Annotated in this window: 24 protein-coding genes; 20 read left to right on the top strand and 4 right to left on the bottom strand. The window is 34.5% G+C overall.

Annotated elements, in window-relative coordinates; translation table 11 throughout:
- The first annotated feature begins 236 nt into the window (after positions 1–236).
- The 12 genes from DES48_RS13020 (at position 237) to DES48_RS12965 (ending at position 11852) form a co-directional block, all read left to right on the top strand.
- The gene (locus DES48_RS13020; protein WP_113869821.1) at positions 237–2660 is read left to right on the top strand and encodes a Na+/H+ antiporter subunit A; all 2424 of its coding nucleotides are present in this window, start codon (positions 237–239) and stop codon (positions 2658–2660) included.
- Positions 2650–3072 (top strand): Na(+)/H(+) antiporter subunit B, encoded by a 423-nt coding sequence (locus tag DES48_RS13015; protein ID WP_079709234.1) that lies wholly within the window; start codon positions 2650–2652, stop codon positions 3070–3072. Before DES48_RS13020 ends, DES48_RS13015 begins: the two co-directional genes overlap by 11 nt.
- Positions 3072–3410, top strand: coding sequence for a Na(+)/H(+) antiporter subunit C (locus DES48_RS13010; protein ID WP_113869820.1), 339 nt, complete (start codon positions 3072–3074; stop codon positions 3408–3410). Before DES48_RS13015 ends, DES48_RS13010 begins: the two co-directional genes overlap by 1 nt.
- On the top strand, positions 3403–4890 hold the full coding sequence (locus tag DES48_RS13005; RefSeq protein ID WP_113869819.1) for a Na+/H+ antiporter subunit D: 1488 nt from the start codon (positions 3403–3405) through the stop codon (positions 4888–4890). Before DES48_RS13010 ends, DES48_RS13005 begins: the two co-directional genes overlap by 8 nt.
- A gap of 33 nt (positions 4891–4923) precedes the next feature.
- On the top strand, positions 4924–5400 hold the full coding sequence (locus DES48_RS13000) for a Na+/H+ antiporter subunit E (RefSeq protein ID WP_079709237.1): 477 nt from the start codon (positions 4924–4926) through the stop codon (positions 5398–5400).
- The gene (locus tag DES48_RS12995; RefSeq protein WP_079709238.1) at positions 5400–5681 is read left to right on the top strand and encodes a Na(+)/H(+) antiporter subunit F1; all 282 of its coding nucleotides are present in this window, start codon (positions 5400–5402) and stop codon (positions 5679–5681) included. Before DES48_RS13000 ends, DES48_RS12995 begins: the two co-directional genes overlap by 1 nt.
- Positions 5662–6018 (top strand): monovalent cation/H(+) antiporter subunit G, encoded by a 357-nt coding sequence (mnhG, locus tag DES48_RS12990; RefSeq protein ID WP_370622730.1) that lies wholly within the window; start codon positions 5662–5664, stop codon positions 6016–6018. The genes DES48_RS12995 and mnhG overlap by 20 nt, the downstream gene beginning before the upstream one ends.
- A gap of 205 nt (positions 6019–6223) precedes the next feature.
- On the top strand, positions 6224–9013 hold the full coding sequence (locus DES48_RS12985; protein ID WP_113869818.1) for a GGDEF domain-containing phosphodiesterase: 2790 nt from the start codon (positions 6224–6226) through the stop codon (positions 9011–9013).
- A gap of 208 nt (positions 9014–9221) precedes the next feature.
- Positions 9222–9518, top strand: coding sequence for a rhodanese-like domain-containing protein (locus DES48_RS12980; protein ID WP_113869817.1), 297 nt, complete (start codon positions 9222–9224; stop codon positions 9516–9518).
- A gap of 271 nt (positions 9519–9789) precedes the next feature.
- Positions 9790–10371, top strand: coding sequence for a class I SAM-dependent methyltransferase (locus DES48_RS12975; RefSeq protein ID WP_113869816.1), 582 nt, complete (start codon positions 9790–9792; stop codon positions 10369–10371).
- Positions 10372–10628: 257 nt separating this feature from the next.
- Positions 10629–11213: a redoxin domain-containing protein gene (locus DES48_RS12970; RefSeq protein ID WP_113869815.1), complete on the top strand. Its 585-nt coding sequence runs from the start codon at positions 10629–10631 to the stop codon at positions 11211–11213.
- A 135-nt stretch (positions 11214–11348) separates the two neighbouring features.
- On the top strand, positions 11349–11852 hold the full coding sequence (locus DES48_RS12965) for a methylated-DNA--[protein]-cysteine S-methyltransferase (protein ID WP_245911461.1): 504 nt from the start codon (positions 11349–11351) through the stop codon (positions 11850–11852).
- A gap of 243 nt (positions 11853–12095) precedes the next feature.
- Here DES48_RS12965 and DES48_RS12960 read toward each other — a convergent pair whose 3' ends face one another.
- The gene (locus DES48_RS12960) at positions 12096–12212 is read right to left on the bottom strand and encodes a YjcZ family sporulation protein (RefSeq protein ID WP_079709244.1); all 117 of its coding nucleotides are present in this window, start codon (positions 12210–12212) and stop codon (positions 12096–12098) included.
- 314 nt (positions 12213–12526) lie between these two features.
- Complete coding sequence (locus tag DES48_RS12955) at positions 12527–13315, bottom strand: HAD family hydrolase (protein ID WP_113869814.1); 789 nt, start codon at positions 13313–13315, stop codon at positions 12527–12529.
- Between the two features lie 280 nt (positions 13316–13595).
- On the opposite strand from DES48_RS12955, the gene licT reads away from it, so the two are divergent.
- From licT to DES48_RS12930, 5 genes are all read left to right on the top strand, one after another.
- The gene (licT, locus tag DES48_RS12950; protein WP_113869813.1) at positions 13596–14447 is read left to right on the top strand and encodes a BglG family transcription antiterminator LicT; all 852 of its coding nucleotides are present in this window, start codon (positions 13596–13598) and stop codon (positions 14445–14447) included.
- Between the two features lie 29 nt (positions 14448–14476).
- Positions 14477–16297, top strand: coding sequence for a beta-glucoside-specific PTS transporter subunit IIABC (locus DES48_RS12945; RefSeq protein ID WP_113869811.1), 1821 nt, complete (start codon positions 14477–14479; stop codon positions 16295–16297).
- Between the two features lie 117 nt (positions 16298–16414).
- Entirely contained in the window at positions 16415–16603 is a 189-nt protein-coding gene (locus DES48_RS16255) for a hypothetical protein (RefSeq protein WP_245911455.1), read from the top strand.
- A gap of 352 nt (positions 16604–16955) precedes the next feature.
- A complete protein-coding gene (locus tag DES48_RS12935) occupies positions 16956–18833 on the top strand; it encodes a beta-glucoside-specific PTS transporter subunit IIABC (RefSeq protein WP_113869809.1) in 1878 nt (625 codons plus the stop codon).
- Positions 18834–19253: 420 nt separating this feature from the next.
- Positions 19254–19463: a hypothetical protein gene (locus DES48_RS12930; protein WP_113869807.1), complete on the top strand. Its 210-nt coding sequence runs from the start codon at positions 19254–19256 to the stop codon at positions 19461–19463.
- A 75-nt stretch (positions 19464–19538) separates the two neighbouring features.
- Here the strand turns inward: DES48_RS12930 and DES48_RS12925 are convergent, their stop codons facing one another.
- Both DES48_RS12925 and DES48_RS12920 read right to left on the bottom strand, forming a co-directional pair.
- Positions 19539–20393, bottom strand: coding sequence for a Cof-type HAD-IIB family hydrolase (locus DES48_RS12925; RefSeq protein ID WP_113869805.1), 855 nt, complete (start codon positions 20391–20393; stop codon positions 19539–19541).
- A gap of 172 nt (positions 20394–20565) precedes the next feature.
- Positions 20566–21078, bottom strand: coding sequence for a hypothetical protein (locus DES48_RS12920; RefSeq protein ID WP_079709247.1), 513 nt, complete (start codon positions 21076–21078; stop codon positions 20566–20568).
- Positions 21079–21622: 544 nt separating this feature from the next.
- Here DES48_RS12920 and DES48_RS12915 point away from each other — a divergent pair.
- The 3 genes from DES48_RS12915 (at position 21623) to DES48_RS12905 (ending at position 25076) form a co-directional block, all read left to right on the top strand.
- Positions 21623–23095: a potassium/proton antiporter gene (locus DES48_RS12915; RefSeq protein ID WP_113869803.1), complete on the top strand. Its 1473-nt coding sequence runs from the start codon at positions 21623–21625 to the stop codon at positions 23093–23095.
- A 78-nt stretch (positions 23096–23173) separates the two neighbouring features.
- Complete coding sequence (locus tag DES48_RS12910; RefSeq protein ID WP_113869801.1) at positions 23174–23968, top strand: alpha/beta hydrolase; 795 nt, start codon at positions 23174–23176, stop codon at positions 23966–23968.
- 34 nt (positions 23969–24002) lie between these two features.
- The gene (locus tag DES48_RS12905; RefSeq protein WP_113869799.1) at positions 24003–25076 is read left to right on the top strand and encodes a C45 family autoproteolytic acyltransferase/hydrolase; all 1074 of its coding nucleotides are present in this window, start codon (positions 24003–24005) and stop codon (positions 25074–25076) included.
- The last annotated feature ends 22 nt before the right edge of the window (positions 25077–25098 follow it).

Raw genomic sequence — 25098 nt, 5'->3', positions numbered from 1 at the left:
TGGGTATCGGGTGTAATGAAAAAAATAAAAAAATATTTTCTGCGTTTCTTCCTATTTAAAAAGGTTTGGATAATTGGTTGGTTGAGAAGAATACCTTAATTGCGGCTAAAAATTTTATCATGTATAATTTTATTGTAATTATCTATGTGATAAAAAGTTACATCATATGTGCAGGATGATTTTTTTAAAAAAATATAGAAAAAGAAGTTTTTTTATTTCTGAGGAGGTACATGCTCTTGTCATTGTTACATATTGCAATTATAGCACCATTTTTATTTGCATTAGTTATACCGTTCTTTTACAAAAAAATTCCATCCATTCATACGGGATGGTTTGTATTAATTTTACCGACGGTTATATTTATTTATTTATTAACATTTATTCCAACCATCTCTCGTGGAGAAACGGTAACACAATTATTACCTTGGGTTCCCTCACTAGGGATTAATTTTGATATTCATTTAGATGGTCTAGCGTTACTATTTTCTCTGTTAATATCAGGGATTGGTGTATTGGTGATATTATATTCCATCTATTACCTTGATAAAAACAAAGAATCACTGCACAATTTTTATTTTTATTTAATGATGTTTATGGGGGCTATGCTAGGTGTGGTGCTTTCGGGTAACTTGATGGTCCTTTATGTGTTTTGGGAATTAACAAGTTTATCATCCGCACTATTAATTGGTTATTGGTATGACCGTGAAAAATCTAGATATGGCTCATTAAAATCAATGCTAGTTACTGTAAGTGGTGGTTTTTCAATGCTTGCAGGATTTTCATTACTATATGTTATCACCGGAACATTTACTATTACGGAGATTATCGCTCAAGTTGACACAGTAGCAGCAAGTGGTCTCTTCATTCCAACCATGATTCTCGTTTTGTTAGGTGCTTTTACAAAATCAGCGCAATTTCCTTTTCATATTTGGCTACCTGATGCAATGGAAGCACCAACACCAGTTAGTGCTTACTTGCACTCTGCAACAATGGTAAAGGCAGGTATTTACTTAGTGGCAAGACTAAGCCCTGTTTTTTCAGGTTCATCAGAATGGTTTTGGATCGTATCGGGCTTTGGTTTGTTTACGCTATTATGGGGTTCGTTTAATGCAGTAAGACAGACAGATTTAAAATCAATTTTAGCGTATTCGACAATTAGTCAATTGGGAATGATTATGAGCATGCTAGGATTAGGGTCAGCTGCAGCTTTTTATGGATATGAAGCTGGATATACAGCTGCAACAGTTGCTGCAGTATTTCATTTGATTAACCATTCAACATTTAAAGGTAGCTTATTTATGGTTGCTGGAATCGTTGATCATGAAACTGGTACAAGGGATATTCGTAAACTAGGTGGATTAATGACCTTTATGCCAATTACATTTACGATTTCCATTATTGGTGCTTTTTCTATGGCGGGAATTTATCCATTTAATGGTTTCTTGAGTAAGGAAATGTTTTTAGAAAGCATGGTTGAAGCAACGCATATCACGTCTTTAAACATGGCTTCCCTAGGATTCATCTTTCCTTTAGTTGCTTGGATAGCAAGTGTGTTTACCTTTATTTATAGTATGATTCTCGTCTTTAAAACATTTACAGGAAATTATCAACCTGAAAAATTGGATAAAAAACCACATGAGGCACCAATTGGTATGTTAATTCCGCCAATTATTTTAGTTGGATTAGTTGTCATCTTTGGATTTTTCCCAAACATCTTAGCGCATAGTATCATTGAACCAGCTGTTCAATCCATTTACCCTTATGGTCTAACGGGCGTCGAACATTTTGATGTGCATATTTCGCCATGGCATGGTTTCACACCAGCATTATTTATGACTGTTAGTATTGTTGCAGTAGGTGTATTAATGTATTTAACGCTAACCAAATGGCAGAAGATATATACGTTCTTGCGTCTGCACCAAAAAGACCCGGTTAACTATATTTATGACGGAATTGTTAAACGCGTCGTGCCAGTGGCAAAACGTGTGACCAAAGTTCCTGAAACAGGTTTATTGAGAGACTACCTTGCTTATATGTATATATTCTTGATTGTAGCAGTTGTTTTCACCTTGTATCATTTTGGTGGCTTTGCGATAGAGACGGCTAATGTAGCTGAAATTCCAATATATGTTTGGGTAATTGTAGCTGTTATTGCTGCAGCCGCATTGTTAATTCCATTTTTAAAGAATCGTGTAACTGCAATTATTGCAACAAGTTTTGTAGGTTTCTTAGTTGCCTTATTATTTGTTATGTTCCGTGCACCAGATTTAGCTTTAACACAATTACTGGTTGAAACAGTTACAACTGCACTGTTTTTACTTTGTTTCTATCACTTACCAGAATTGCGAAACGAAAAAAGCAAACCAACCTTTAAGTGGACCAATGTTATTATTTCCATTGGTGTTGGTGTTTTAGTTACAACAATGGCACTAAGTTCCTTAGCACTGAAAAGTAAAAAAGGATTTGAATCCATCGCAAATTATTTCTTAGAAAATGCGCATGACTTTGCAGGAGGCGATAATGTTGTCAATGTTATCCTCGTTGATTTTCGTGGGATGGATACAATGTTTGAAATCCTTGTATTGGGAATCGCAGCATTAGGAATTGTTGCACTTATCAAGTTAAAATTAAATGGAAAGGAAGATATAAATGAAAAATAATGTTTCGTTACACACAATGACACGTATTGCTGTGTTTATAATCCTTTCCTTTGCTATTTACTTATTGCTTGCAGGACATAATAACCCTGGCGGAGGATTCATTGGAGCATTGATGACTGCCTCTGCCGTGGTGCTTTTGTATATCAGTTTTGATCTGAAAACGATCAAAAATGTGCTTGAGTTTTATTTTCCATACTTTATCGGTACTGGACTTATCATTGCGATTGGAACTGGTATAAGCAGTATGATTTTTGGTTATCCGTTCCTTACGCAATTCTTTACGCACGCACATCTTCCAATATTAGGGGACGTGGAATTAACAACTGCGCTAGTATTTGATATAGGTGTTTATATTGTCGTAGTAGGTGTAACATTATTAATTATTACAACGATAGCGGAGGATGATGTATAATGGAAATTTTAATTGCTTTGCTAATAGGAGTGTTATTTTCTGTTGCTACCTACTTGTTGTTGACAAAAAGTTTGCTTCGAATTGTACTTGGTACCGTTTTACTTTCACATGGAGCGCATTTGCTAATTCTGACCATGGGAGGTTTAGGTCAAGGAGCTGCTCCTTTATTAGGACAAGAAGCAGGTAGTTACACAGATCCATTACCACAAGCACTAATTTTAACAGCAATTGTAATTAGTTTTGGAATGACAGCCTTGCTATTAGTATTAACATACCGCACATACAAGGCACACCAAACAGATGACTTAGATCAGTTAAGGGGAAGATTAGATGAGTAACTTATTAGTTGTACCATTTTTATTACCAATGGTAGTTGGTGCGGTTTTAATCTTTTTTGCAAAGCATCATCGACTACAACGAATAATAGCTGGCTTGACAGGCATTGCATTATTTGTTTTTTCTATTTACTTAACATATCGTGTATATCAAAGTCCGGAACAAATGATTCACCTTGAAGTAGGGGATTGGCGTGCTCCGTTTGGTATTGTTTTAGTAGGGGATATGTTGTCCATATTAATGGTTCTTATGGCGAGTTTTGTAGGACTAGTTTGTTTGTTTTATGGTTTTAAAACAATACATATCGAGAGAGAACGATATTATTTCTATTCCTTTTTCTTTTTCTTACTTACTGGTGTAAATGGTGCCTTTTTAACTGGCGATTTATTTAACTTGTTTGTATTTTTTGAAGTAACGTTAATTTCATCTTATGTATTAATCTCTCACGGAGGTAAAAAGTTTCAACTTCGAGAGTCCTTTAAGTATGTCGTTATGAATATGGTTGCATCCGCATTTTTCTTAGTTGCTGTTGCCTATCTATATGCAATAACCGGTACGCTCAATATGGCGGATTTAGGTGATCGAGTTGCGATGCTTGACCAACAAGGCATAATAAACGTAATTGCCATCATTTTCTTGTTTGTATTTGGAGCGAAGGGTGCGTTATTTCCACTTTACTACTGGTTACCTAAATCATACTATGGACCACCAGCAGTTATTACTGCACTTTTCGGTGCGCTCTTAACAAAAGTAGGTTTGTATTCATTAATACGTACGTTCACACTAATATTTAATCAAAATCCAGCATTCACACATACCATTATTTTAGTGTTAGCTGGAGCTACGATGATCTTCGGTGTGTTAGGTGCATTATCTAAGTTTGATATAAAGAGTATCATTATTTATCAAATTATTAGCCAGGTTGGTTTTATGATTATGGGGCTTGGTGTATTTTCAGCTGATGCAATCGCTGGATCTATTTATTACATTACACATGATATGGTTGTTAAAGTAGCACTATTCTTTATTGCTGGCATTATCATTCAGTTAACTGGAACGGCTGATATTCGAAAAATGGGCGGGTTGTTGAAAAAATATCCATTATTAGGTTGGTCTTTCTTTATTGCTGCGATGTCACTCGTAGGAATTCCACCATTAAGTGGATTCTTTGGTAAGTTCTCTCTAATTGTTTCAAGTGTAGGGGAAGGACAATATGTTATTGTGGGTGTTGCTTTAGTCGTGAGCTTATTAAACCTATTCTCCATGTTACGAATTTTTATGAACGTTTTTTGGGGAGAGGAAACAGATATAACGTTTGCTTTATCAAATGAGCAGGTTAACGGACTGTTACGAACGGTTATACCTTTAATAGCAGTTACCATTGCATTAGGATTAGGCGCTGAACCTGCGTTTCAATATGTCTCAGCTGCTGCAGATCAATTAATGAATCCCACCCATTATATAGATGTCATTCTACCATAAGGGGAATGGCATAATCGAAAAGGAGATTTATTTATGCCGATACAAATACTTTTGAATTTAAGCATTGCGATAATATGGATGCTATTGTCCAGTCATTTTTCCTTTTCTACTTTTTTAGTAGGTTACGTGATAGGTCTAGCGTTGCTATATCTTTTTAAGAGTTTTCTAAAGTTCGACTTGTACTTTACTAAGATCATTGCTTTTGTGAAATTAATACTTGTTTTCATAAAAGAAATGATTATAGCAAATTTAAATGTTGCTAAGATTGTTTTGAGTCCAAAGCTTAAAGCAAAACCGGGAATTGTTGCTTATCCAACAGAATTAAATTCTGCACTTCAAGTGACTCTATTATCTAGTTTAATCACGTTAACGCCAGGAACATTAGTTATGGCGTTTTCAGATGATCGGAAAACATTGTATGTTCATACAATTGATATTGATTCAAAAGAAAAAGTTATTGAAAGCATTAAAACAACATTTGAAAAAGGTATTTTGGAGGTGACAGATTAATGCTACATTCTGTTGCGTTCATTGTAATGTGTATATTAGCGATCGCTATTGCTTTATGTCTATTTCGTATGGTTAAAGGACCATCCATGTTTGATCGAATTGTTGCTTTGGATTTATTAGGAATCACGTTAATTGGTTTTGTAGGGATGTTAATGATTGTCCAACAAACACTTGTTTACGTGGAAGTTATCTTAGTCTTAGGAATCTTATCTTTTGTCGGAACAGTTGCATTATCAAAATATATGGAAGGTGGTGTTGTCATTGAGCGAGATCGTGATTAGTATTTTTTTACTCATCGGTGCGATTTTTATGCTGTTAGGTGCAATTGCTATCATCCGTCTGCCAGATGCATATACGCGTATTAATGCTGCAACCAAGGCTTCTACATTTGGCGTAATCGGAACCATGATTGGTTTGTTTTTATATTTCAGTTATGCACACGATGTCATCAGTGGCAAAGTACTTCTTACTATTGTATTTGTGTTTATTACTGCACCAGTAGGTGGATTTATGATGGCTAGATCAGCTTATCATGCCGGTGTTCGTATTTGGGATAAAAGCGTGCGTGATGATTTGAAAGAAGATTTGAAACAAAAAATAAATAAACCTGAACATTAGATTTAACTGCCTATAAAAAGGGAAACCTTTTTATAGGCAGTTTTTATTAATTTTTGGTAATTCCAAAGTCATAAGTATGTTAAAAAAAATAACATTGTGGCAAGCTGTCGAAATAACATATAATAAGATAATAGGTACGTTTATTTATAAATAAAAGGATACATATGTATGTTTGCAAAACCTTTAGTAAAGGAGGTTTGTGTTGATGAAAGCAGCAGTTAAGATTAGTGTCGTTTATTTGTTAGTAGGACTGCTATGGATTATATTTTCTGATCGTTTATTAGAGCTAATTTTCACCAATAATAATACGATCAGTTTATTCCAAACTACAAAAGGATTTTTCTATGTGTTTTTAACCACTTTACTGATTTTCTTCATGGTTCGCCTGCTGGTAAAGCGGCATCAGCAAGAAACACTGAACCGTATTAATAAAGAAAAAGAACTTATAACATTACTTAATGAAAATGATCAATTTCGCCATTTGTTTGAACAATCAACTGCAGGAATGGTCATCACAGACCCTAATAAGAAAGACAATCCTATTATTTATGTCAATGAAGGTTTTGAGCAAATCACAGGATACACAACTGAAGAAGTTATAGGGGGAAATTGTAGCTTTTTAAGTGATCAGCGAGATTTGTCTAACAATATATCTGAAATTAATCAAGCATTAGAAAATCAAGAAACAGTAAAAATGGAATTAAAAAACTATCGGAAAGATGGAACTTTTTATTGGGCTGTTCTGAAAATCTCTCCGATATTCAATACTCACAATGAATTAACCTGTTGTGTTGGTGTTTTAGAAGACATAACTGAGAAAAAGATAAAAACTGATTTTATGGAGAATCAGCTGAAAATAGCAAAAGAAATGTTATCTCCTAATAATATTAGAGACACGATAAAAAAATCTTGTCAGATGGTAGAAGACCATCTAAATATGGGGTGTATGATACTTCGGATAGATGAAAAGCGTCAAACCTATGAGTTGTTTGGTTCTAATAGTATTCCTATTGCGATTATAAATAAAATATATGAAAGAGCATACAATGAACGAAGTCAAGTATATCTTAAAATGTTATCTAATAGCGGATCTTACGAATTGAAAGATATGATGGAACATGAAGTATATGGTTTTTACTGGAGATTACTTTATGAAGAGGGGTTTCGTTCGTTTAACGTTAAGCCAATTTTAAATGAAGAAGGTCAAGTGCTAGGTGGTTTTTTTGTTTTTTCTAAGCAGAACGAAAATGTAGAATCTATTATGTTACAAACAATAGAAAACTATGCTTCTATTCTAAGCATTTCCCTTAAACATATGGACTATTTAAAAGAGATAGAGCAAAGCGAAAGAAATTACCGTTTAATTGCGGATAATACAAAAGATATGATATGCGTAATTGATAGTGATTTAAATACGGAATATATATCACCATCATACGAACTCTACTTTGAGGGATTTTCTAGTTTTAATGATTTAATTAATGCATTACCTGCAACATCACAATTACGATTGATTGGTTACGTCAATCAGTTAATAAAAGAATATGAATTACACAGGATTGAGTTGCCTTTTGATATCGATCAACAAACCTATCAACTTGAAGTAGATGGAAAGCAAATCTACGATTCCGAAGAGGGTAAAAATAAAATATTACTTGTTTTTAGAGATATTACAGAGAGAAAATGTTATGAAGTATCATTAAATCGTGTGTTATATTATGATAGTTTAACCAATTTACCAAACCGTTATTATTTTAAACAATTACTAGAAGATATGATCAGTAATTACGACCAATTGGCGCTATTGGTATTAGATTTTGATCAAATAAAAGAAATTAGTAATACATTTGGACAAGGCGCTGGGGAGTATCTATTGAATAATGTTGCTGATCGAATTAAAAATCTTATTCCTGATGCAACGATTGCGCGAACAGGCGAAGAACAATTCTCTATCGTTAGCAAACAAATTAATGACAAATACGAACTAGAAAAAAAGGTTAAACAAGTATTGGCTGAAATGAATACATTTTGGCATTATCAAGCCCATCAATTTGTTACAACAGTAAATATTGGGGCTGCTTTATTCAATGATCAAACTGCTGATACGATAATTTTGCAAGCGGAATTAGCACTCAAGGAATCATTTAAACAAGGAAAACAACGCTATTATATTTATAAGGATGCAATGAAAGAAGGAAATATTAGTTCTCTCTCGTTACAAAATGAATTATATCATGCCTTAGATAAAGATCAATTTGAAATTTGGTATCAGCCCCAGATAGATACAGTTTCCTCAAAAGTTGAAGGAATGGAAGCATTAATTCGTTGGAATCATGATACCTTTGGCATTATTTCGCCAAGTCAGTTTATTCCAATTGCTGAAGAAACGCGCTGGATAATTCCGATTGGTACGTGGGTAATAAGACAAGTGTGTCAAGACCTTGTTACGTGGTTACGAGAAGGTCTCTCTTATAAGGTCTCATTAAATATTTCTTATGTGCAAATGGAAGATGAAATGTTTCTTACAAAAGTAAAAGAGATTCTTGAAGAAACAGGTTGCCCGCCGCATCTACTTGTGTTTGAAATTACAGAAAACATGCTTATGAAAGACTTAGCCCTTTCTCTCAACGTTATAAATGAATTGAAAATATTAGGAATAGAAATTGCTGTTGATGATTTTGGCGTCGGCTATTCTTCTTTATCTTATTTAAAACAATTTAAATTGGATTGTTTAAAGATTGATCGTTCTTTTGTGACTCACATTCATAAAGACATCAATGACTATGCAATTGTACAAGCTGTAACGGAAATGTCGCAATCTATGGGGTTGAAAGTAATTGCAGAAGGTGTAGAGTCCATTGAGCATGTGCATCTCCTCCAACGTTTAGGTTGTGAACATTTTCAAGGTTACTGGTATAGTAAGCCTGTTCGAAAGGAACTCTTACCAGAAAAAATTCAAACAATACATCGAGAAAAATTTATATCGTCACAATAAACACGTACTAAGTGGCGCTACACTTAGTACGTGTTTATTGTGACTTGACTTAATACCTAACGGGGTATAAAATATAATTGAGTTAGTTACTAAGAAAGATTTTAATTACTTGCACAATACCATGAATCTATTAGAATAGACAAAATAAAGAATGTGACATAAAAATTGGTATGTCAATTTAGTTATATATTATAATGGAGGCTTAATTATGAAAGAAATAAACGCAGAAACAGTAGTAGAAAAGTTAGCAAACAATGAAAAGGTAAATATCATTGATGTAAGGGAAGACTTTGAAATAGAGGCAGGAAAAATTCCTCAAGCGAAGCACATTCCATTGGGTGAAATAGAAGAAAGAACAGATGAATTGGATAAAAATGAACACTATTATATGGTATGTAGGTCTGGAGCTAGAAGTGCTAATGCAAGTGCTGTTCTTGAAGAAAAGGGTTTTAATGTGACAAACATGACTGGAGGTATGCTTGCCTGGACAGGGGAGATTGAGTAATAATTAGGAAATGAATTGGAATTAATGTATTACATTTTTGGATTTTAAAATAGATCTGAATAGCTTTGTAAAAAAGCATGAGGGGATCGGCGAACGGTGTTTATAGGATATAATACTGTTCGCTTCCACCTTGCTAATCATAGAGGAATTTGTCGTCATTTAATACACAAACGCTTAATTATCATATTCATTTTCCTTTTTATCTTGGTTGTATTTTATCCTTTCAGTGTTAAATTATAAATATTGACTAAAAGAATGGAGAATATTAGAAATGGGACAATCTGAACATAGATTTAAACCAGAAAACATTAGCAAATTAATGTCACAAGAAAGATATGAAAAAATACAACCTGAAATATTAATGGATGCACTTCAAATAGATGAAAATGAAGTGATTGCCGATCTTGGTTCTGGAACAGGATTTTTTACTATCCCGTTGGCGAGACGCACAAAAAATAAGGTTTTTGCAGTAGATATTGAACCTAGAATGCATGTTTTCTTGAAAGAATATGCAGCAGAACAAACGATAACAAACATCAAGACGATAGAGAGCAACCTTAATGTAATTCCTTTGGAAAGTAATCAAGTAGATAAATTATTGGCTGCGTTTGTTTTACATGAGGTCGATGATTTAGAAAAGACGTTACAAGAGATTAGTAGGACAGTAAAAACAAGTGGAAAGATTATGTTTATTGAAGTTAATGTAATAGAAACAGTATCTGGACCACCGTTACATATTCGTATTCCATCTCAAAAAATGAAACAATTACTTGAAGCGAATCATTTCACAGATATAGACATTCAATCCTTTAACAACGACAATTATTATGTTATTACAGGAACACGAAGTTAGTAAAACTTTAATTTATAGTTGCATTAATCTTTTTTGCTTAACCATATATTTTGATATTTTTATCATTTGGACCATTGGACTTGCAACAATGCAAGTCACCATTTACTTTTTGTTGTGGAATCCAATCTTGTCATTTGTTTTTTTGTTCTCGTTGTTGCCTGATTTTTTACAGGAAAGTTAGCGCGTATATCCAATCTATATTTTGCGAAAGATACAAGATATATTGTTTAATCTTGGTTCGGGAGGATTCGTAAAATATGCAAAAATTATTACCTTTAGTAGGATTATGTGCTATGTTTGGTTGGATGTCGATACACGGTTTTGTTCATTTAACAACTATCAGTGCTGAAAAATCTAAAACAACAACACAGACAGTAGTAACTTCTAAAACGATCTCTAGTAAAGCACAAGATGTAAAAGTTGGCTTGCAAATTGGAAATTTCGCACCGGATTTCACGGTTGAAACACTAAAGGGTGAAAAAATATCACTTAAGGATTATCGAGGAAAACAGGTGATGCTAAACTTTTGGGCAACATGGTGCCCACCTTGTCAAGCAGAAATTCCGGAAATGCAACAATTCTATCATGACAATGATGTGGAAGTTCTGGCAGTTAATTTGACCGCAACAGAATCATCTGTAAATGCTGTAAAGGTCTTTACAGATGAGTATGGTTTGCTATTCCCTATTCTTTTGGATAAAGATGATCAACTATCCACCACTTATCACATTCAACCTATTCCAACAACTTTTATGATCGATACGAAAGGTATTATTCAACACAAATTTTTTGGAGCGCTGAATCAGGAACAGATGGAACAAGCGTTACGTAGTATGGAGTAACAGCAAATAAGGTGCATTAGATTTGTAGTTAACATGCTAATAAAATACTACATTGCTCATATTCAAAAAGATGTTAAATTAATGATAACAAGCATGTATGACAGACTGGGAGAGGGGATTAAAGTATTGGCTAAGGTGTTATTCTATGATTATCTAGTAAAAGATAATGAAACATATATGTTAGTGGCTTCAACTGAAGGATTATGTTATGTGGGATTAAAAAATCAAGATGAGCTGTTCTGGGAGAAGTTAAAAAAGAAATATTATACTAATTATAGGTTACAGTATCAACCTAAAGAAATGGCCATCTATAAACAAGCGTTAGTCAGTTATTTTGATGGAGAAAAACGAAGTATTAATGTTCCGTTTAGTTACCAAGGGACAGATTTTCAAAAGCAAGTGTGGCAAGCTCTGAAAGAAATTCCTTATGGTTCAACTACAACTTATCAAGAAATTGCGAAACAAATTAATCGACCAACAGCTGTACGAGCAGTTGCAAACGCAATTGGGAATAATCCGCTTTTAATTGCTATTCCATGTCACCGTGTGCTAGGAAAAAATGGTAGTATTACTGGGTTTCGAGCAGGGATAATATTGAAAAAACAATTATTGCAGATAGAAGAGGATAAAACTGCGTAGGTGAACGCTATGAAGTAACTTTGGGGAAGTCAACAAGGAAAACACGCATCACCTACTTTTTGAGTTTAACAAACTATCTAAAAATTAAAAAGTATTTTGGCGAAAAATCAGACTATTTTCATGCTTATTTCCGTCTGTGGGCGGATAATTCTAATACTATTTTGCTTATATGTAAGTTACTAATTAGTTATAGAGTGACAAAGGAGTCAAACTTTCCTTTGTCACTATTGTGCACACCAAAACTTAGTAAAATGATGCACCTACAATTATTAGCAAAATGAATAATACTACAATCAACGCAAATCCACCGCCATAGCCGCCTTGTTGCGGATAGCCACAGCCGCCACCATAGTAACCCATGTGTTTTTCACCACCTTACTATCTTGATACTTTAGGTTATGTAAAAGACCCGTTTGTGTTGCGGGCATAAGTCTATATTTTCATAAATGGGCAAATCACCTAAGTTACTATGTTAAAAAAACTGCGTAAGATAATCTAACAAAATAAACGAATCATAATTAGTTCTATGTTACATTATATCCATAGAGCAGGTAAGTAATTAAATCTACTTATCCTGTTTCATTGCTCTCCGTTTATTTTAAAGTGTCTGCTACGTGAAATTAGCGATAAAAAAGCCAAAATACCCCCTGTGTTTTGGTTTTTTTATTTATTTTTTATGGAATAATGGATAAGCTTTTCAATCCATTAAAAATACCGTCCTCTCCAACTGAAGTGGTACGATGCTTCGCAAAATTAAACAGTTCTGGATGTGCATTCCCCATCGCAAAGCCTTCGCCCACAACTTGCAGCATGTGTTTATCATTCATCCCGTCTCCAAAAGCAATAGCCGATTCAGTAGATATAGAAAGCGATTCTAATACTTGCTGAATCGCACTTCCCTTATTAACATTTTTCCTAATAACATCATAATTATCTGTTAGACCTTCCACATTCACTTGAGAGAAGTAAATTGGCTCTTTGGTTTCATATAATTTAAGATCTTCTCGAGTAGCTCCCATTATGGTAATACCTAAAATATCCTGAGTTCGGTTGGGTTCAAACAAATCGTTTTTCTTAAGGTCAAAATAACCAATAAAGTCTTGAACCATTTTTGCTTGTAAGGATGTAAATAAGTTCTTATCAGCGGTATATAGAACCATTTCATGTCCCAATTTTTTAGATACATGGTAATAGTGATCCACCACTTGTTTAGGGATTGCTTTGTTAACAATTACATCGTTCTTTATGCTTGCATAAGCTCCGTTGTAACCAATGTAAGAATGAACATCTAATACTTTAGCGATCCAATCGATCTCGTGTAATGGTCTTCCTGTAGCTAGAAATACTTCAATTCCTTTTGTTTTTACTTGTTTAACTGCTTTGATCGTTGATGGTTGAATGGTATGTGATGGAAGTAATATAGTTCCATCAATATCTAAAAATAAAGCTTTATAGTTACGCATCATAAACTCCTTTCTAATGTTTAACAGAAGTGTAGCACATATCCTATCCAATGAGAATTTATTTACCTGTTAAATCAGTAATGTTATAGTATTAATGTTATACAGATTATATATGGAACTCTGAATCGTTTATTTTTCTAAAAAACTAAGTCACAAGTTGAATTTTGAAAGCGATTAATATGGATTTAAAGTAGTAGCTGCTAACGTCTCACGTAAAAAGAAATAAATTACTATATTACTATTTAAGAATTAAATTTATCAACCAAAGGAAGCATAGTGTATGAACATAAAAAAAATCCTAAATAATAATGTTGTTTTAAGTACGAATGACAATAATGAAGAAATTGTGGTCATGGGTAGAGGTCTAGCTTTTCAGAAAAAAGTTGGACAGACGGTAGATGCAGAAAAAATTGAAAAGACATTTGTAATGGAAAATAGTTCAATATCAGATAAATTAACAGAACTACTACGAGATACGCCGGCAGAAATTTTTGAAATTGCTTATAAAATAATTTCTATAGCAAAAGAGCAGTTACCGTATGATCTTGATGATTATCTTTATATTGCGTTAACCGATCACTTGAATTTTGCTATTAGCAGATATAAACAAGGTATTTCTATTGCGAATGCATTGTTATGGGAAATTAAAAAATATTACAAAAAAGAATTTGAACTTGCGCTCGAATCGTTACTAATCATCAATAGAGAAATAGAAGTAGATCTACCTCAAGATGAAGCTGCTTCCATTGCTTTACATTTTGTTAACAGCCAATTGTCTGGTGAAAATGTAGAAACAACCATGCAAATAACAAAGATTGTAAATAGTATTCTTACCATTGTTATCTATCACTACAATATAAAACTAGATGAGGCGTCGATTAATTATGAACGCTTCTTAACGCATCTAAAATTTTTCGCTTTAAGATATATACGAAGCGAAAGAAATCAAGCGGTTGCCGAAGATAATTTTTTATTTGAACAAGTAAAAAATAAATATCCTAAGGCATTTCACTGTAGTGAGAAGGTAGCTGCATTTGTTTCAAAAACATATGGTTGGAAGGTGTCCAATGATGAAAAGATCTATCTTACGCTGCATATTCATCGTGTTACTAGCAGGGCGGATAATCATTAAGTTTTTACTACCGAGAAAAGAGTGGGAACATGAATGATCGAGAACTGGCTGAGCAAATACTTCAATACATAGGTGGCGAGTCAAACATAAATGATGTGCAACACTGTACAACAAGACTTCGTTTTAAAGTTCAAGAGGAAGCAATTGTTGAGAAACAAGCACTCCAGCAATTACCTGATATTTTACAAGTGATTGAAGCAGCTGGTCAATTACAACTGGTTATTGGACCTGAAGTAAGTGATATTTCCAAGCAAATCAAGCGTATCACACATATTACAGACGGTAAAAAAGACAAAAAAAGTAACATTTCTTTTTTAAATTATATAATTGATGTTATCTCAGGCATTTTTATGCCCCTAGTTGGATCTCTGGCCGCAGTAGGTATCCTTAAAGGATTGCTGCTGGTAGCTGTTAATTTAGATGTTATCAGTGATACGAGTGGTTTGTATCAAATATTGTACGCTGCAAGTGATAGTTTATTTTATTTTTTGCCATTAATTTTAGCTATTACCGCAGCACGTAAATTTCATGCTGACCCATATATTGCATTTATTATTGCAGCATCATTGTTATATCCGAATTTGGTCACTGCTTATGAAACCGGAAATGCCTATACGTTTTTAGGGGTGCCTGTTATTTTAACGAATTATTCTTCCACCGTACTCCCGATAGTCATTGCTGTTTATGTGATGGCCCAGCTTCAGCATAAATTAAATGACTGGATTCCTAAATCAATAAAAATGTTTTTTATTCCGCTCATTTTAATAACCGTAATGGTACCAGCCACATTACTAATATTTGGCCCGTTAGGATCGTTAATAGGCGATATTATTGCTATCGGATATGATTGGGTTAATCAAAATAGCGCGGTATTAGCTGGAGCAATTATAGGTTTCTTTTGGCAAGTTCTAGTGGTAAGTGGCTTACATTGGGTGATATCTCCCATCGTCGTAAATAATATTAATCAATTTGGTTCTGATACCCTAGTCGCAATGATTGTTCCATCAATACTAAGTCAAGCTGGCGCAACATTTGGTGTAGTGTTAAGAACAAATCATAAACAAACGAAAACAATAGCTAGCACCGCTACCATAGCTAGTATAATGGGGGTGACTGAACCAGCAATTTATGGGATTAATTTGCCTAATAAACGGGCTTTTATATTCGGTTGTTTTGCTGGAGCAGTAGGTGGAGCTTTAGCGGGTCTATCTGGTGCTAGTACGATTAGCCTTGTGATACCTGGAATTACAGCGTTACCAGCGCTATTTGGGGAAGGGTTTGTTTTATTTGTAATAGCTACCTTCCTTAGCTTTTGTTTAGCCACAGTATTAACTTATTTTTTTGGTGCGAAATCAGAAACAGCGTTTGTTCATAATCAATCGGAGCCAGTGGTAAAAAGCATGAACGTCATCGCTCCAATGGAAGGCGCTGTACTTTCTTTGGTGGATGTTCCTGATGACGTGTTTGCTTCAGGTGTTATTGGAGAAGGGGTAGCTTTAGTTCCAGTGAAAGACGAGTTATATGCCCCATATACTGGTAGCGTAAATATGATTTTTCCAACAGGTCATGCAATTGGCTTCATATCTGAACATGGTGTAGAATTACTCATTCATATTGGTTTAAATACAGTAAGATTAGAGGAAACATACGTTGAATATTTCGTGCAGGAAGGCGAGAAAGTTCAAGCAGGTCAATTAATTGGTCGCGTGGATCGATCGTTACTTGCTGCCAATGGTTTTGATTTAATCACGCCCGTAGTTGTTACGAATCATGATCAGTTTATGCAAACCATTCAAGTTGATAAGGAGAATATCAAAAAAGGAGAGGAACTTATTACAGTAATATTTTAGTTCCGTATTCTATTCCTGTTTCAACGTGTGAAGACTGCTATTACTCAGTTCAGGCTAGTAGTAAGCGGTCTTTACTATCTATTCTATAATTTAACTGTTGATAAAGAGTATTTGCGTTTGTTTAGTAAAATCCTTGCTGTTCGATTTGGCTCCGGTCTTGTGGTGGGTGTGCTTTTACCTACAACAATATTGCTTCCGTACGCAGTAGATTTTAAATATGATAAAAAATTCGTTGGAATGGTATGTAATGTAACAATTCTTATTAGCTTTGTGTTGATTTGGTTAATTATTCACTTAACCTTTTAAACCTAGATTTTTAGAATACTAGCTATTACCTTAGCTTCAAAATGGAGATTTATAAATAGATGTTTCGCTTAAAATATAAAAATAAATAGAAAGCGTTGACATTTAAAAAATAGAGTGCTATATTAATTAACATAATTTAATATCCTTAAAAAAGGATTGTTACTGGTCAAGCAGGCAAAACCTAAGTTATTTCAACCATTGGGAGTAGTGTATACTCTTATGTTTGAATTAGCTTAGGTTTTTTTATTGGAAAAATAGAAGGGGGGAAAGAAGGGATGCCTCTTATCAGTTAATGCATTAATACTTTTATAATTTAGCGATTGAATTTTTAAAATAACAGGAGGTCTTTCGTGTGGACTACAAAAAAACAGCCGAAGAAATATTGCAAGCCGTCGGTGGCGAAGAAAATGTTCAAAGTGTTATTCATTGTATGACGCGACTACGTTTTAATCTTTATGATAATGGTAAAGTGAACAAAAGCAAAATTGAAAATCTAGATGGCGTAATGGGGACAAATGTAAGCGGTGCTCAATTCCAAGTTATCATTGGTAATGAGGTGCCAAACGTTTATAAAGAAATGATTTCAAATAGTAATTTAAGTGATGAAGCAAACAATGATAGTAATCAACCTAAAGAAAAACAAAATATTATAAGTGCAATTTTTGATGTTATATCAGGTGTGTTTACGCCGATTTTACCAGCAATTGCTGGTGCTGGTTTGATTAAAGGGATAGTTGCTATATTTATTGCATTTGGTTGGATAACAGAAGTATCACAGACATATAAAATCTTAAGTGCCATAGGTGATGGAGCATTCTATTTCCTACCAATCTTACTAGCTGTTAGTGCCGCAAGAAAATTTGGAACAAATCCTTATATTGCAGCAGCGATTGGTGCTTCTCTTTTACATCCCGATTTGACTGCATTATTTACTGCGGGTGAGCCAATTTCATTCATCGGTTTACCAGTAACAATTGCAACATATTCTTCAACAGTAATTCCAATTTTATTAGCAATGTGGATTACATCTTATGTTGAGAAGTTTGTCGATAAAATTACGCCAACGGCTTTAAAACTTATCGTAGTACCAACATTAACATTACTCATAATAGTACCAATAACGCTTATTACAGTTGGTCCATTAGGTGCTATTTTAGGTGAGTATCTATCAACTGGTGTTACCTACTTATTTCAGCATGTAGGATTTATTGCGATGGTCCTATTAGCAGGTACATTCTCACTATTAATTATGACAGGCATGCATTATGCACTTGTTCCGATCATGATTAACAATATTACTGTTAAAGGCATTGATTACATGATTCCTGCTATGCTATTAGCAAATATGGGTCAAGCTGGTGCAGCAATTGCTGTTTCGCTTAAAACGCGTAATCTTAAATTTAAGTCATTATCAATGTCTACTGGTATAACAGCACTAATGGGTATAACAGAACCAGCAATGTATGGTGTGAACGTTCGTTTGAAAAAGCCATTTATCGCTGCACTAATTGGTGGTGCTGTAGGTGGTTTATACTATGCAATTACAGGAGTAGCTGCCTATATTATGGGAGGTAATGCTGGACTACCAGGTATTACAACATTTGTTTCAGATGATGGTATGAATTTCTGGAATGGAATCATTGGTATGTTAATCGCTTTTGTAGCTGGTTTTATTGCTGCATATATCATTGGATTTGAAGATGTTCCAACAGAGGGTAATGAAGACAAAGCTAACGAAGATACAACTGACAATAAAGAAGCATCTGAAGCTATTCAAACAGAAGTAATCCAAAGTCCGATTGAAGGAGAAACAAAACCATTAGCCGAAGTAAATGATCCAACCTTTGCACAAGAAATGATGGGAAAAGGTTACGCAGTTGTACCGAGTGTAGGTGAAGTTGTTTCTCCGGTATCAGGAAAAGTAACAACTTTGTTCCCAACGAAACATGCGATTGGCATTACAAGTGACAATGGTGCGGAGATCTTAATCCATGTTGGATTAGATACTGTCCAATTAGATGGTAACCATTTTGAAGCGCATGTTGCAGATGGAGTGAAAGTTAGTGTAGGCGATAAATTAATTAGCTTTGATGTTGAAGCCATTAAAGGTGAAGGTTATGATGTCATTACACCAGTAATTATCACGAATACAGCAGCTTACCGAGCAATTGAGCATGAAAAAGAAGGCAATGTGACAAAAGAAGACCCATTCTTGAAACTAACAGTTTAAGAATTTAAAAGAGTGCGGGACAAAACAAAATTAGAAGAAGTCGAATCCGAACAATGTGAACGAAGCGTAGGTAAAATACGTAGACTCCTGCTGGAAAAGCAAATGTTTTCGATGGGGTGAGTAATCGCAGCCCCACAAGCCGAAGATCCACTGGGTGAAGTGGCTAGAAGTTAGACGAAAACCGTCACGTCCTGTGACAACGTCTAACTGACCCCCCTCCTGTGGGCCCGAGGCTGTTCCCGTGGAAAGCGAAGTATTTTGCCAAAGCGTTATATTTTCACACGTTAATGTTCGGATTTTTCCTGTTCATTTACTGTTTTGTCCCAGCCCTTTTATACCATATATTTATATCGTGTTAAAAAGGATGTGTTATAATCACAGTAGGCTTACCTTACACAATATTATTTAAAGGAGACCATTATGAATATTAAACATATCAATAACAAACTTATTAATGTAATCATTGCTGCTTCCTATATTATAATAATAGGTATGCTTGTAACTTCTGTTATTGCATGGGAAAAAACAGCTGATTGGATTTTTATTATATCTGGCTCTATTAGTATTTTAGGTATCTTGTTCAATATATACTTATATTCAAGAGAAAAATCAAAAAATAAAGAACTATAATTTACAAAGTCTTTATCTCTGCATAGTAAAATAGGTGAACATACCTTGCACCACTAATTATTACATTGTTGCTTGTTAATTTAAGAAATGCTCAATTGCTTTGGCAACACCATCTTCATTGTTTGATGTTGTAGTAAAAGTACACTTATTTTTGATTGTTTGCTCTGCATTACCCATAGCTACACTATGCCCAACAATGTTAAGCATTGATAAGTCATTGAAGTTATCACCTACTGCCATAACATCTGCTAGATTGATTCCTCTTTCTTCCGCATATTGAGATAAAGCAGTCCCTTTTTGAGCATCTGGATGGTTAAATTCAGCATTATCATAACCAGAAGAAGTTACTACCACATTTTCTTTATTCGTATGATTTTGTTTAAGTGTATCTAATGTATTTGCTTCCAGGGAGAAAGCTAGTATTTTATAGATCTCAATTGTACTATTATCAATTAATGTATCGAATTCTTTTAATACGTTAAAATCTTCTTCTTGAAAACGTTGTTTTGCAATATGTTCTACTTCTTCTCGAGATAAAGACGGATTAGCCGATAGCATAATGTTCACAAGTACGTCCATAAACTGTGTTCGATCCGGTGAATAAATTCCTTTGTTTGTATAGAGCTCGAAATAAGCATTAATCCTTTGACTATCACTGACAATGTTATGCACAACAGATCTGGAAAGGGGAATACTATTCAATAACTTTCCTTCGGTTGAGTAAAAATTTGCTCCATTTAAGCAAATGATTGGAAGTACTAGTCCAACATCTTGTAGCGGTTTTTTAGCAGCAGAAAATGAACGTCCAGTAGCTACGATTACTTCCACACCTTGACCAATTGCTCTTTTTAGAGCTGTTGCATTTCCTTGGCTTATTTTCCCGTTTTGGTTCAACAACGTTCCATCTAAATCTGTCGCAATTAATTTCATCTAAAAACTCCTTATGTATTTTCAATTCACAATTTTAATTAATATAGGTAGAAGAAGGAAGTACTGCGTTTAAAATACACTACTCCTTCTATTATAGAAATCTATTACAATTATACAATAGATGCACACAAAAAAAGACTCATATGCTTGTTTTTAACATAAACATTACGTTTTATTCTTTATCTTTATCATTGTCATTATTCATCATCGATGACATCATTTCCGTTAATGAATGAAACTTCTCTTTATCATTCAGCACATCTTTCATCATTTCCATTGCATCTTTTGATAATTTTGGATCACGCATAACTTGATCCATTAATTTACTTGCGTCTTCATTACTAGTTAACTTTTTTAATAAGTCGCTGAAATTGGAGGAACTCATTTTTGTTAACGCTCCTTTCACTTTATCACTAGTTAAAAGTGATTTCACTTTTTCTATGATTTTTATAATGGTTTTTTGCACTTCAGGGTGTTTTAATGTAGCTGTAAAAGCCTCTAATTTGTCTAATTGATCTGTTTTAATAGCGCGTTTATCCCATTCATGGCGCAATTTTTCTAAAAAAATCGGTAGTTCCTTATCGTTACTTATTAATGTTGTGTCTGTATTAGCTGTTCTTGGTCTTTTTATTTGTTTTAGTTTCCCGTCTTCTGAAGTTTCAAAATACAACTTTCCAGTTTTCAACATAACACCTTCTTTCTAGAGTATTTACTACTATAGATATGCTATCTCGGAGATGTAGTAAGTGTAGTAGTCTAGTAAAAGCAAAATGTGTGTTTTATTTAGTTTAAAGTTACTGACTCATCATAAAACTATGATGGTTATACTATTTTTTAATAATTAACTATATTTGTCTATACTTAATCTTTCCGTGTACATAGATTATTAATGTGAGGCCGCACAAAACGAATTTATCAGGAGGGGTTAAGATGAGTATTATTGCAGCGCTTCTTTTACTATTTTTCTGGTTCTTCATTTTCACGCCAATCATTATCGTTCTTGCTTTGTTAATTGCATTTTTGTAAGACTATCAAAAAGAGGCCACTAACTTAGATTAGTGGCCCCTTTTCTATTTTAAACTAATAATAGAAATCCTAATATGCATATAAGTTTAACTGCGTTTATTTTTACGGTAAAATAAACGAATACTAATATTGTTGAAGTAGAAAGGTTTCATAACGGGTAGATATAAATACATACAGATGCTCAGCAAAAAAGGAAGGAATATATGTTCTCTGAGATTACACAAACACATTATGTAGTATTATTCATTGCAATATTGTTCATTTCAGGTGTCATCACGACCAAATTTTCTGCGCGATTGGGCGTCCCCGCTTTAGTCCTGTTTATTGGTATAGGAATGCTGATTGGGAGTGATGCATTAGGAATAGTATACTTTAATAATGCCTGGATGGCACAAATTATTGGGGTGTTCGCTTTAATTATTATCTTGTTTGAAGGTGGGCTTCAAACGGATTGGCCCACTTTACGTCCAATCATTAAGCCTGCCTTATCGCTTGCAACTTTAGGTGTCTTCATTACGACATTGTTGGTTGCTGTAGCTGCCAAGTACATATTAGCGATTGATTGGGAACTTGCATTATTATTTGGAGCGATTGTAGGCTCTACCGATGCGGCTGCAGTATTTGCAGTATTAAAAGATCAACCGATTCAAAAAAGAATTGGTGCAACATTAGAAGCGGAGTCTGGTTCAAATGATCCGATGGCAGTATTTTTAACTGTATCCATGATTGAATGGATTACAAATCCAGCTACTAACGCCCTGTTGCTTGTTTTGACTTTCTTTCTTCAGATGGGTTTAGGGCTATTGTTTGGCTATCTTTTTGGAAAACTTACAGTGGCTGCTCTTAATCGAATTAATTTAGATTCCAGCGGACTTTATCCTTTATTTGCCATCGCTTTTGCATTATTAACCTATGGCATAACAGCATCATTAAATGGTAGTGGACTATTAGCAGTTTATATTCTAGCAATTATAATAGGTAATGCAGATATCGCGTATCGCTATTCTGTCTTTCGTTTTTCCGAAGGTTTTGCGTGGATGATGCAAATTTTGATGTTTGTTATTTTAGGGTTATTAGTTTTTCCATCTGATCTATTCACTTGGGAAATTATCCTGCAAGGTTTAGCAGTTTCTGTTGTTTTAATAGCAATAGCTCGCCCAGTAGCAGTGTTTATTAGTACGTTTAAAATGAAATTTAAAGCTAAAGAGTTGCTATTTCTTTCTTGGGCAGGGCTGAAAGGTGCTGTACCAATTGTGTTAGCAACGTTTCCATTACTTGCTGATGTAACTGGTAGTCAACAAATTTTTAATGTTGTCTTCTTTGTGGTCTTAACAAGTTGTTTAATACAAGGCACGACCATACCTGTGTTAGCAAAAAAATTAGCACTTTTTGGTCCGAAAAAAACACCACCAATGCATACGCTAGAATTAATCTCTCTAGGAAAAGCAAATGCGGAAATGGTCGAATATCAAATTGATTCGGACCATGGGGTGATTGGCAAGACGTTAAATGATATTCCTTTTCCGGATGATACATTAGTTAATGGAATTATTCGTGATGGACAATTAATTACTCCTAGTGGTGATACGTATATTCATTCAGGAGACTTACTATATATCTTAACCTCAAGGAAGACAAAAAAGTCACTTAAAAAATTATTAGATAGTAAAGCGTGATGTAGATATCAAGATAATTTAGGGAATATACTAACTAAATAGCATTGAAAATTACTCAAGAGGAAAGGTGATAAGGAAATGGCACGAATAACATGTGATTTTTTTTCGGAAACATTAATGATGAGTACATCAATGACCGTACTTTTACCTGAAAAAACATCTAATCAAATAGGGATGCAAAATAAAACAGGGGATCGTTCCGTCTATCCTACTTTGTTTTTGTTACATGGTTTTAGTGATGATCATACGATATGGACACGCCGTACCGCAATTGAAAGGTATGTGTCTGAACTTGGGTTAGCGGTCGTAATGCCGGATGGCGATCATAGTTTCTATACAGATATGGCCTACGGAAGAAACTATTGGACTTTTTTAACGGAAGAACTTCCACGTGTTGCGCGACAATTTTTTCCCCTTTCTGATAAGCGGGAAGATAATTTCGTTGCAGGTCTTTCGATGGGGGGATATGGAGCGCTTAAATGGGCATTACATAAACCAGATCACTTTGCTGCCGCAGCATCACTCTCTGGGGTGTTAGATATTGCAAGTCACGTCCAGAGTCAGGATAAAAATAATCCGTTAGCAGAGGTGCTTTATCGTGTATTTGGGGATCAAGATATTAGAGGAACAGAACATGATCTATTACATCTAGTTAATCAATTAAACCAATCAGAATTTGCGGTTCCTAATATTTATCAAGCTTGTGGAACCGAAGATTTTTTATATCAAGAAAATCTTGCATTTAAAGAGGCTTGCACCACTACCAAATTGGCTGTACAAACCACTTTTGATCCAGGAACACATGAATGGGGCTACTGGGATCACCATATCCAGAAAGTACTAGAATGGTTACCTTTATCTACTACTAAGTAGTTGTTTTATCATTTAGTTATAAAGAAGGGTTATTATGAAAGCAATTTATGCTGACTTGATTGAATTTCGAGGAAATCATTATGCCTTTGGGCACAATCAAGGTCTGGAATTAAAAAATGGACCATATGTAAGAAATCGCTTAAAACAATGGAAGACACGTAAACCACGTTTTACGATAAGCGTGCAAGAAACAAAAGAAGCAATTGAAGAAATTGCACCGCAGCTATGGCAGGAGTTGGAAGGTCTGAAAGATGGTTTAGAATGGGATATGTCCCAAACTCTACAAGAATTTGGTGGCTATCGGTTGGACTATGTAAAGTCAGGATGCTCTATTTTAACTGGAGAAAATTATTTTATTCGTAACTATGACTATCATCCAAAGACTTATGATGGAAGGTTTGTCTTTTATCAGCCAAGTGATGGTGGCTATACAACATTTGGAGCGACACAACGTATTACAGGACGGTCTGGTGGCATGAATGAAAAAGGGCTGGTGATGGGTTATAATTTTATGCACCGTAAACGTCCAGCTGAAGGATTTATTTGTGGGATGATTGGCCGTTTCGTACTTGAGACATGTGCGAACGTGAGAGAGGCTATACAATTATTAAAAAACATCCCTCATCGCCATTCGTTTAGCTATATTATTTATGATCGGTCTGGCGAAAGTTATGTTGTTGAAGCTTCACCTAGAGACGTGACTGTTCGAGCAGCATCCTACTGTACCAATCATTTTGTGATGCAAAAGGATGAAAACCGTCATTACTTAGTGGATTCAATTAGGAGAGAACAACTCCTTGCGGCTCAATCAAATAGATTAGCTAATGCGGAAGAAGCATTCCGTTTATTAAATAATGAAGAGAATAATATTTTTTCTAAGGAGTATAAAAACTGGGCTGGAACTATCCACACGACGGCTTATTTCCCAAATGAAAAGAAGTTGTGGATTGCTTTAGGCAATAATCAAGTGCCAACCATAATTGATTTTGACAAATTACAAAAAGGACAGCAATTAATGCAAGACAAAGTGACTGGTCAAGTTGATACTGACATTGCTTTTGCACATATGGATGAAGGTGCACATTGGCAGCATTCGAAAAAAACATAAAAAAAAATGAACCAGATTATCT

It is taken from the genome of Paraliobacillus ryukyuensis (assembly GCF_003315295.1).
Lineage (GTDB): Bacteria > Bacillota > Bacilli > Bacillales > Amphibacillaceae > Paraliobacillus > Paraliobacillus ryukyuensis.
This window is presented reverse-complemented; position numbering and strand designations above follow the sequence as displayed.

What these genes read in the sequence shown, in the direction of transcription:
- DES48_RS12985 (WP_113869818.1), top strand. Translation starts at nt 6,224, where the DNA reads ATGAAAGCAGCAGTTAAGATTAGTGTCGTTTATTTGTTAGTAGGACTG.
- DES48_RS12925 (WP_113869805.1), bottom strand. Translation starts at nt 20,393, where the DNA reads ATGAAATTAATTGCGACAGATTTAGATGGAACGTTGTTGAACCAAAAC.
- DES48_RS12915 (WP_113869803.1), top strand. Translation starts at nt 21,623, where the DNA reads ATGTTCTCTGAGATTACACAAACACATTATGTAGTATTATTCATTGCA.
- DES48_RS12970 (WP_113869815.1), top strand. Translation starts at nt 10,629, where the DNA reads ATGCAAAAATTATTACCTTTAGTAGGATTATGTGCTATGTTTGGTTGG.
- DES48_RS12995 (WP_079709238.1), top strand. Translation starts at nt 5,400, where the DNA reads ATGCTACATTCTGTTGCGTTCATTGTAATGTGTATATTAGCGATCGCT.
- DES48_RS13000 (WP_079709237.1), top strand. Translation starts at nt 4,924, where the DNA reads ATGCCGATACAAATACTTTTGAATTTAAGCATTGCGATAATATGGATG.
- DES48_RS12945 (WP_113869811.1), top strand. Translation starts at nt 14,477, where the DNA reads ATGAATGATCGAGAACTGGCTGAGCAAATACTTCAATACATAGGTGGC.
- DES48_RS12930 (WP_113869807.1), top strand. Translation starts at nt 19,254, where the DNA reads ATGAATATTAAACATATCAATAACAAACTTATTAATGTAATCATTGCT.
- DES48_RS12905 (WP_113869799.1), top strand. Translation starts at nt 24,003, where the DNA reads ATGAAAGCAATTTATGCTGACTTGATTGAATTTCGAGGAAATCATTAT.
- DES48_RS13005 (WP_113869819.1), top strand. Translation starts at nt 3,403, where the DNA reads ATGAGTAACTTATTAGTTGTACCATTTTTATTACCAATGGTAGTTGGT.
- DES48_RS13015 (WP_079709234.1), top strand. Translation starts at nt 2,650, where the DNA reads ATGAAAAATAATGTTTCGTTACACACAATGACACGTATTGCTGTGTTT.
- DES48_RS12910 (WP_113869801.1), top strand. Translation starts at nt 23,174, where the DNA reads ATGGCACGAATAACATGTGATTTTTTTTCGGAAACATTAATGATGAGT.
- DES48_RS12975 (WP_113869816.1), top strand. Translation starts at nt 9,790, where the DNA reads ATGGGACAATCTGAACATAGATTTAAACCAGAAAACATTAGCAAATTA.
- DES48_RS12955 (WP_113869814.1), bottom strand. Translation starts at nt 13,315, where the DNA reads ATGCGTAACTATAAAGCTTTATTTTTAGATATTGATGGAACTATATTA.
- DES48_RS12980 (WP_113869817.1), top strand. Translation starts at nt 9,222, where the DNA reads ATGAAAGAAATAAACGCAGAAACAGTAGTAGAAAAGTTAGCAAACAAT.
- DES48_RS12960 (WP_079709244.1), bottom strand. Translation starts at nt 12,212, where the DNA reads ATGGGTTACTATGGTGGCGGCTGTGGCTATCCGCAACAAGGCGGCTAT.
- licT (WP_113869813.1), top strand. Translation starts at nt 13,596, where the DNA reads ATGAACATAAAAAAAATCCTAAATAATAATGTTGTTTTAAGTACGAAT.
- DES48_RS13010 (WP_113869820.1), top strand. Translation starts at nt 3,072, where the DNA reads ATGGAAATTTTAATTGCTTTGCTAATAGGAGTGTTATTTTCTGTTGCT.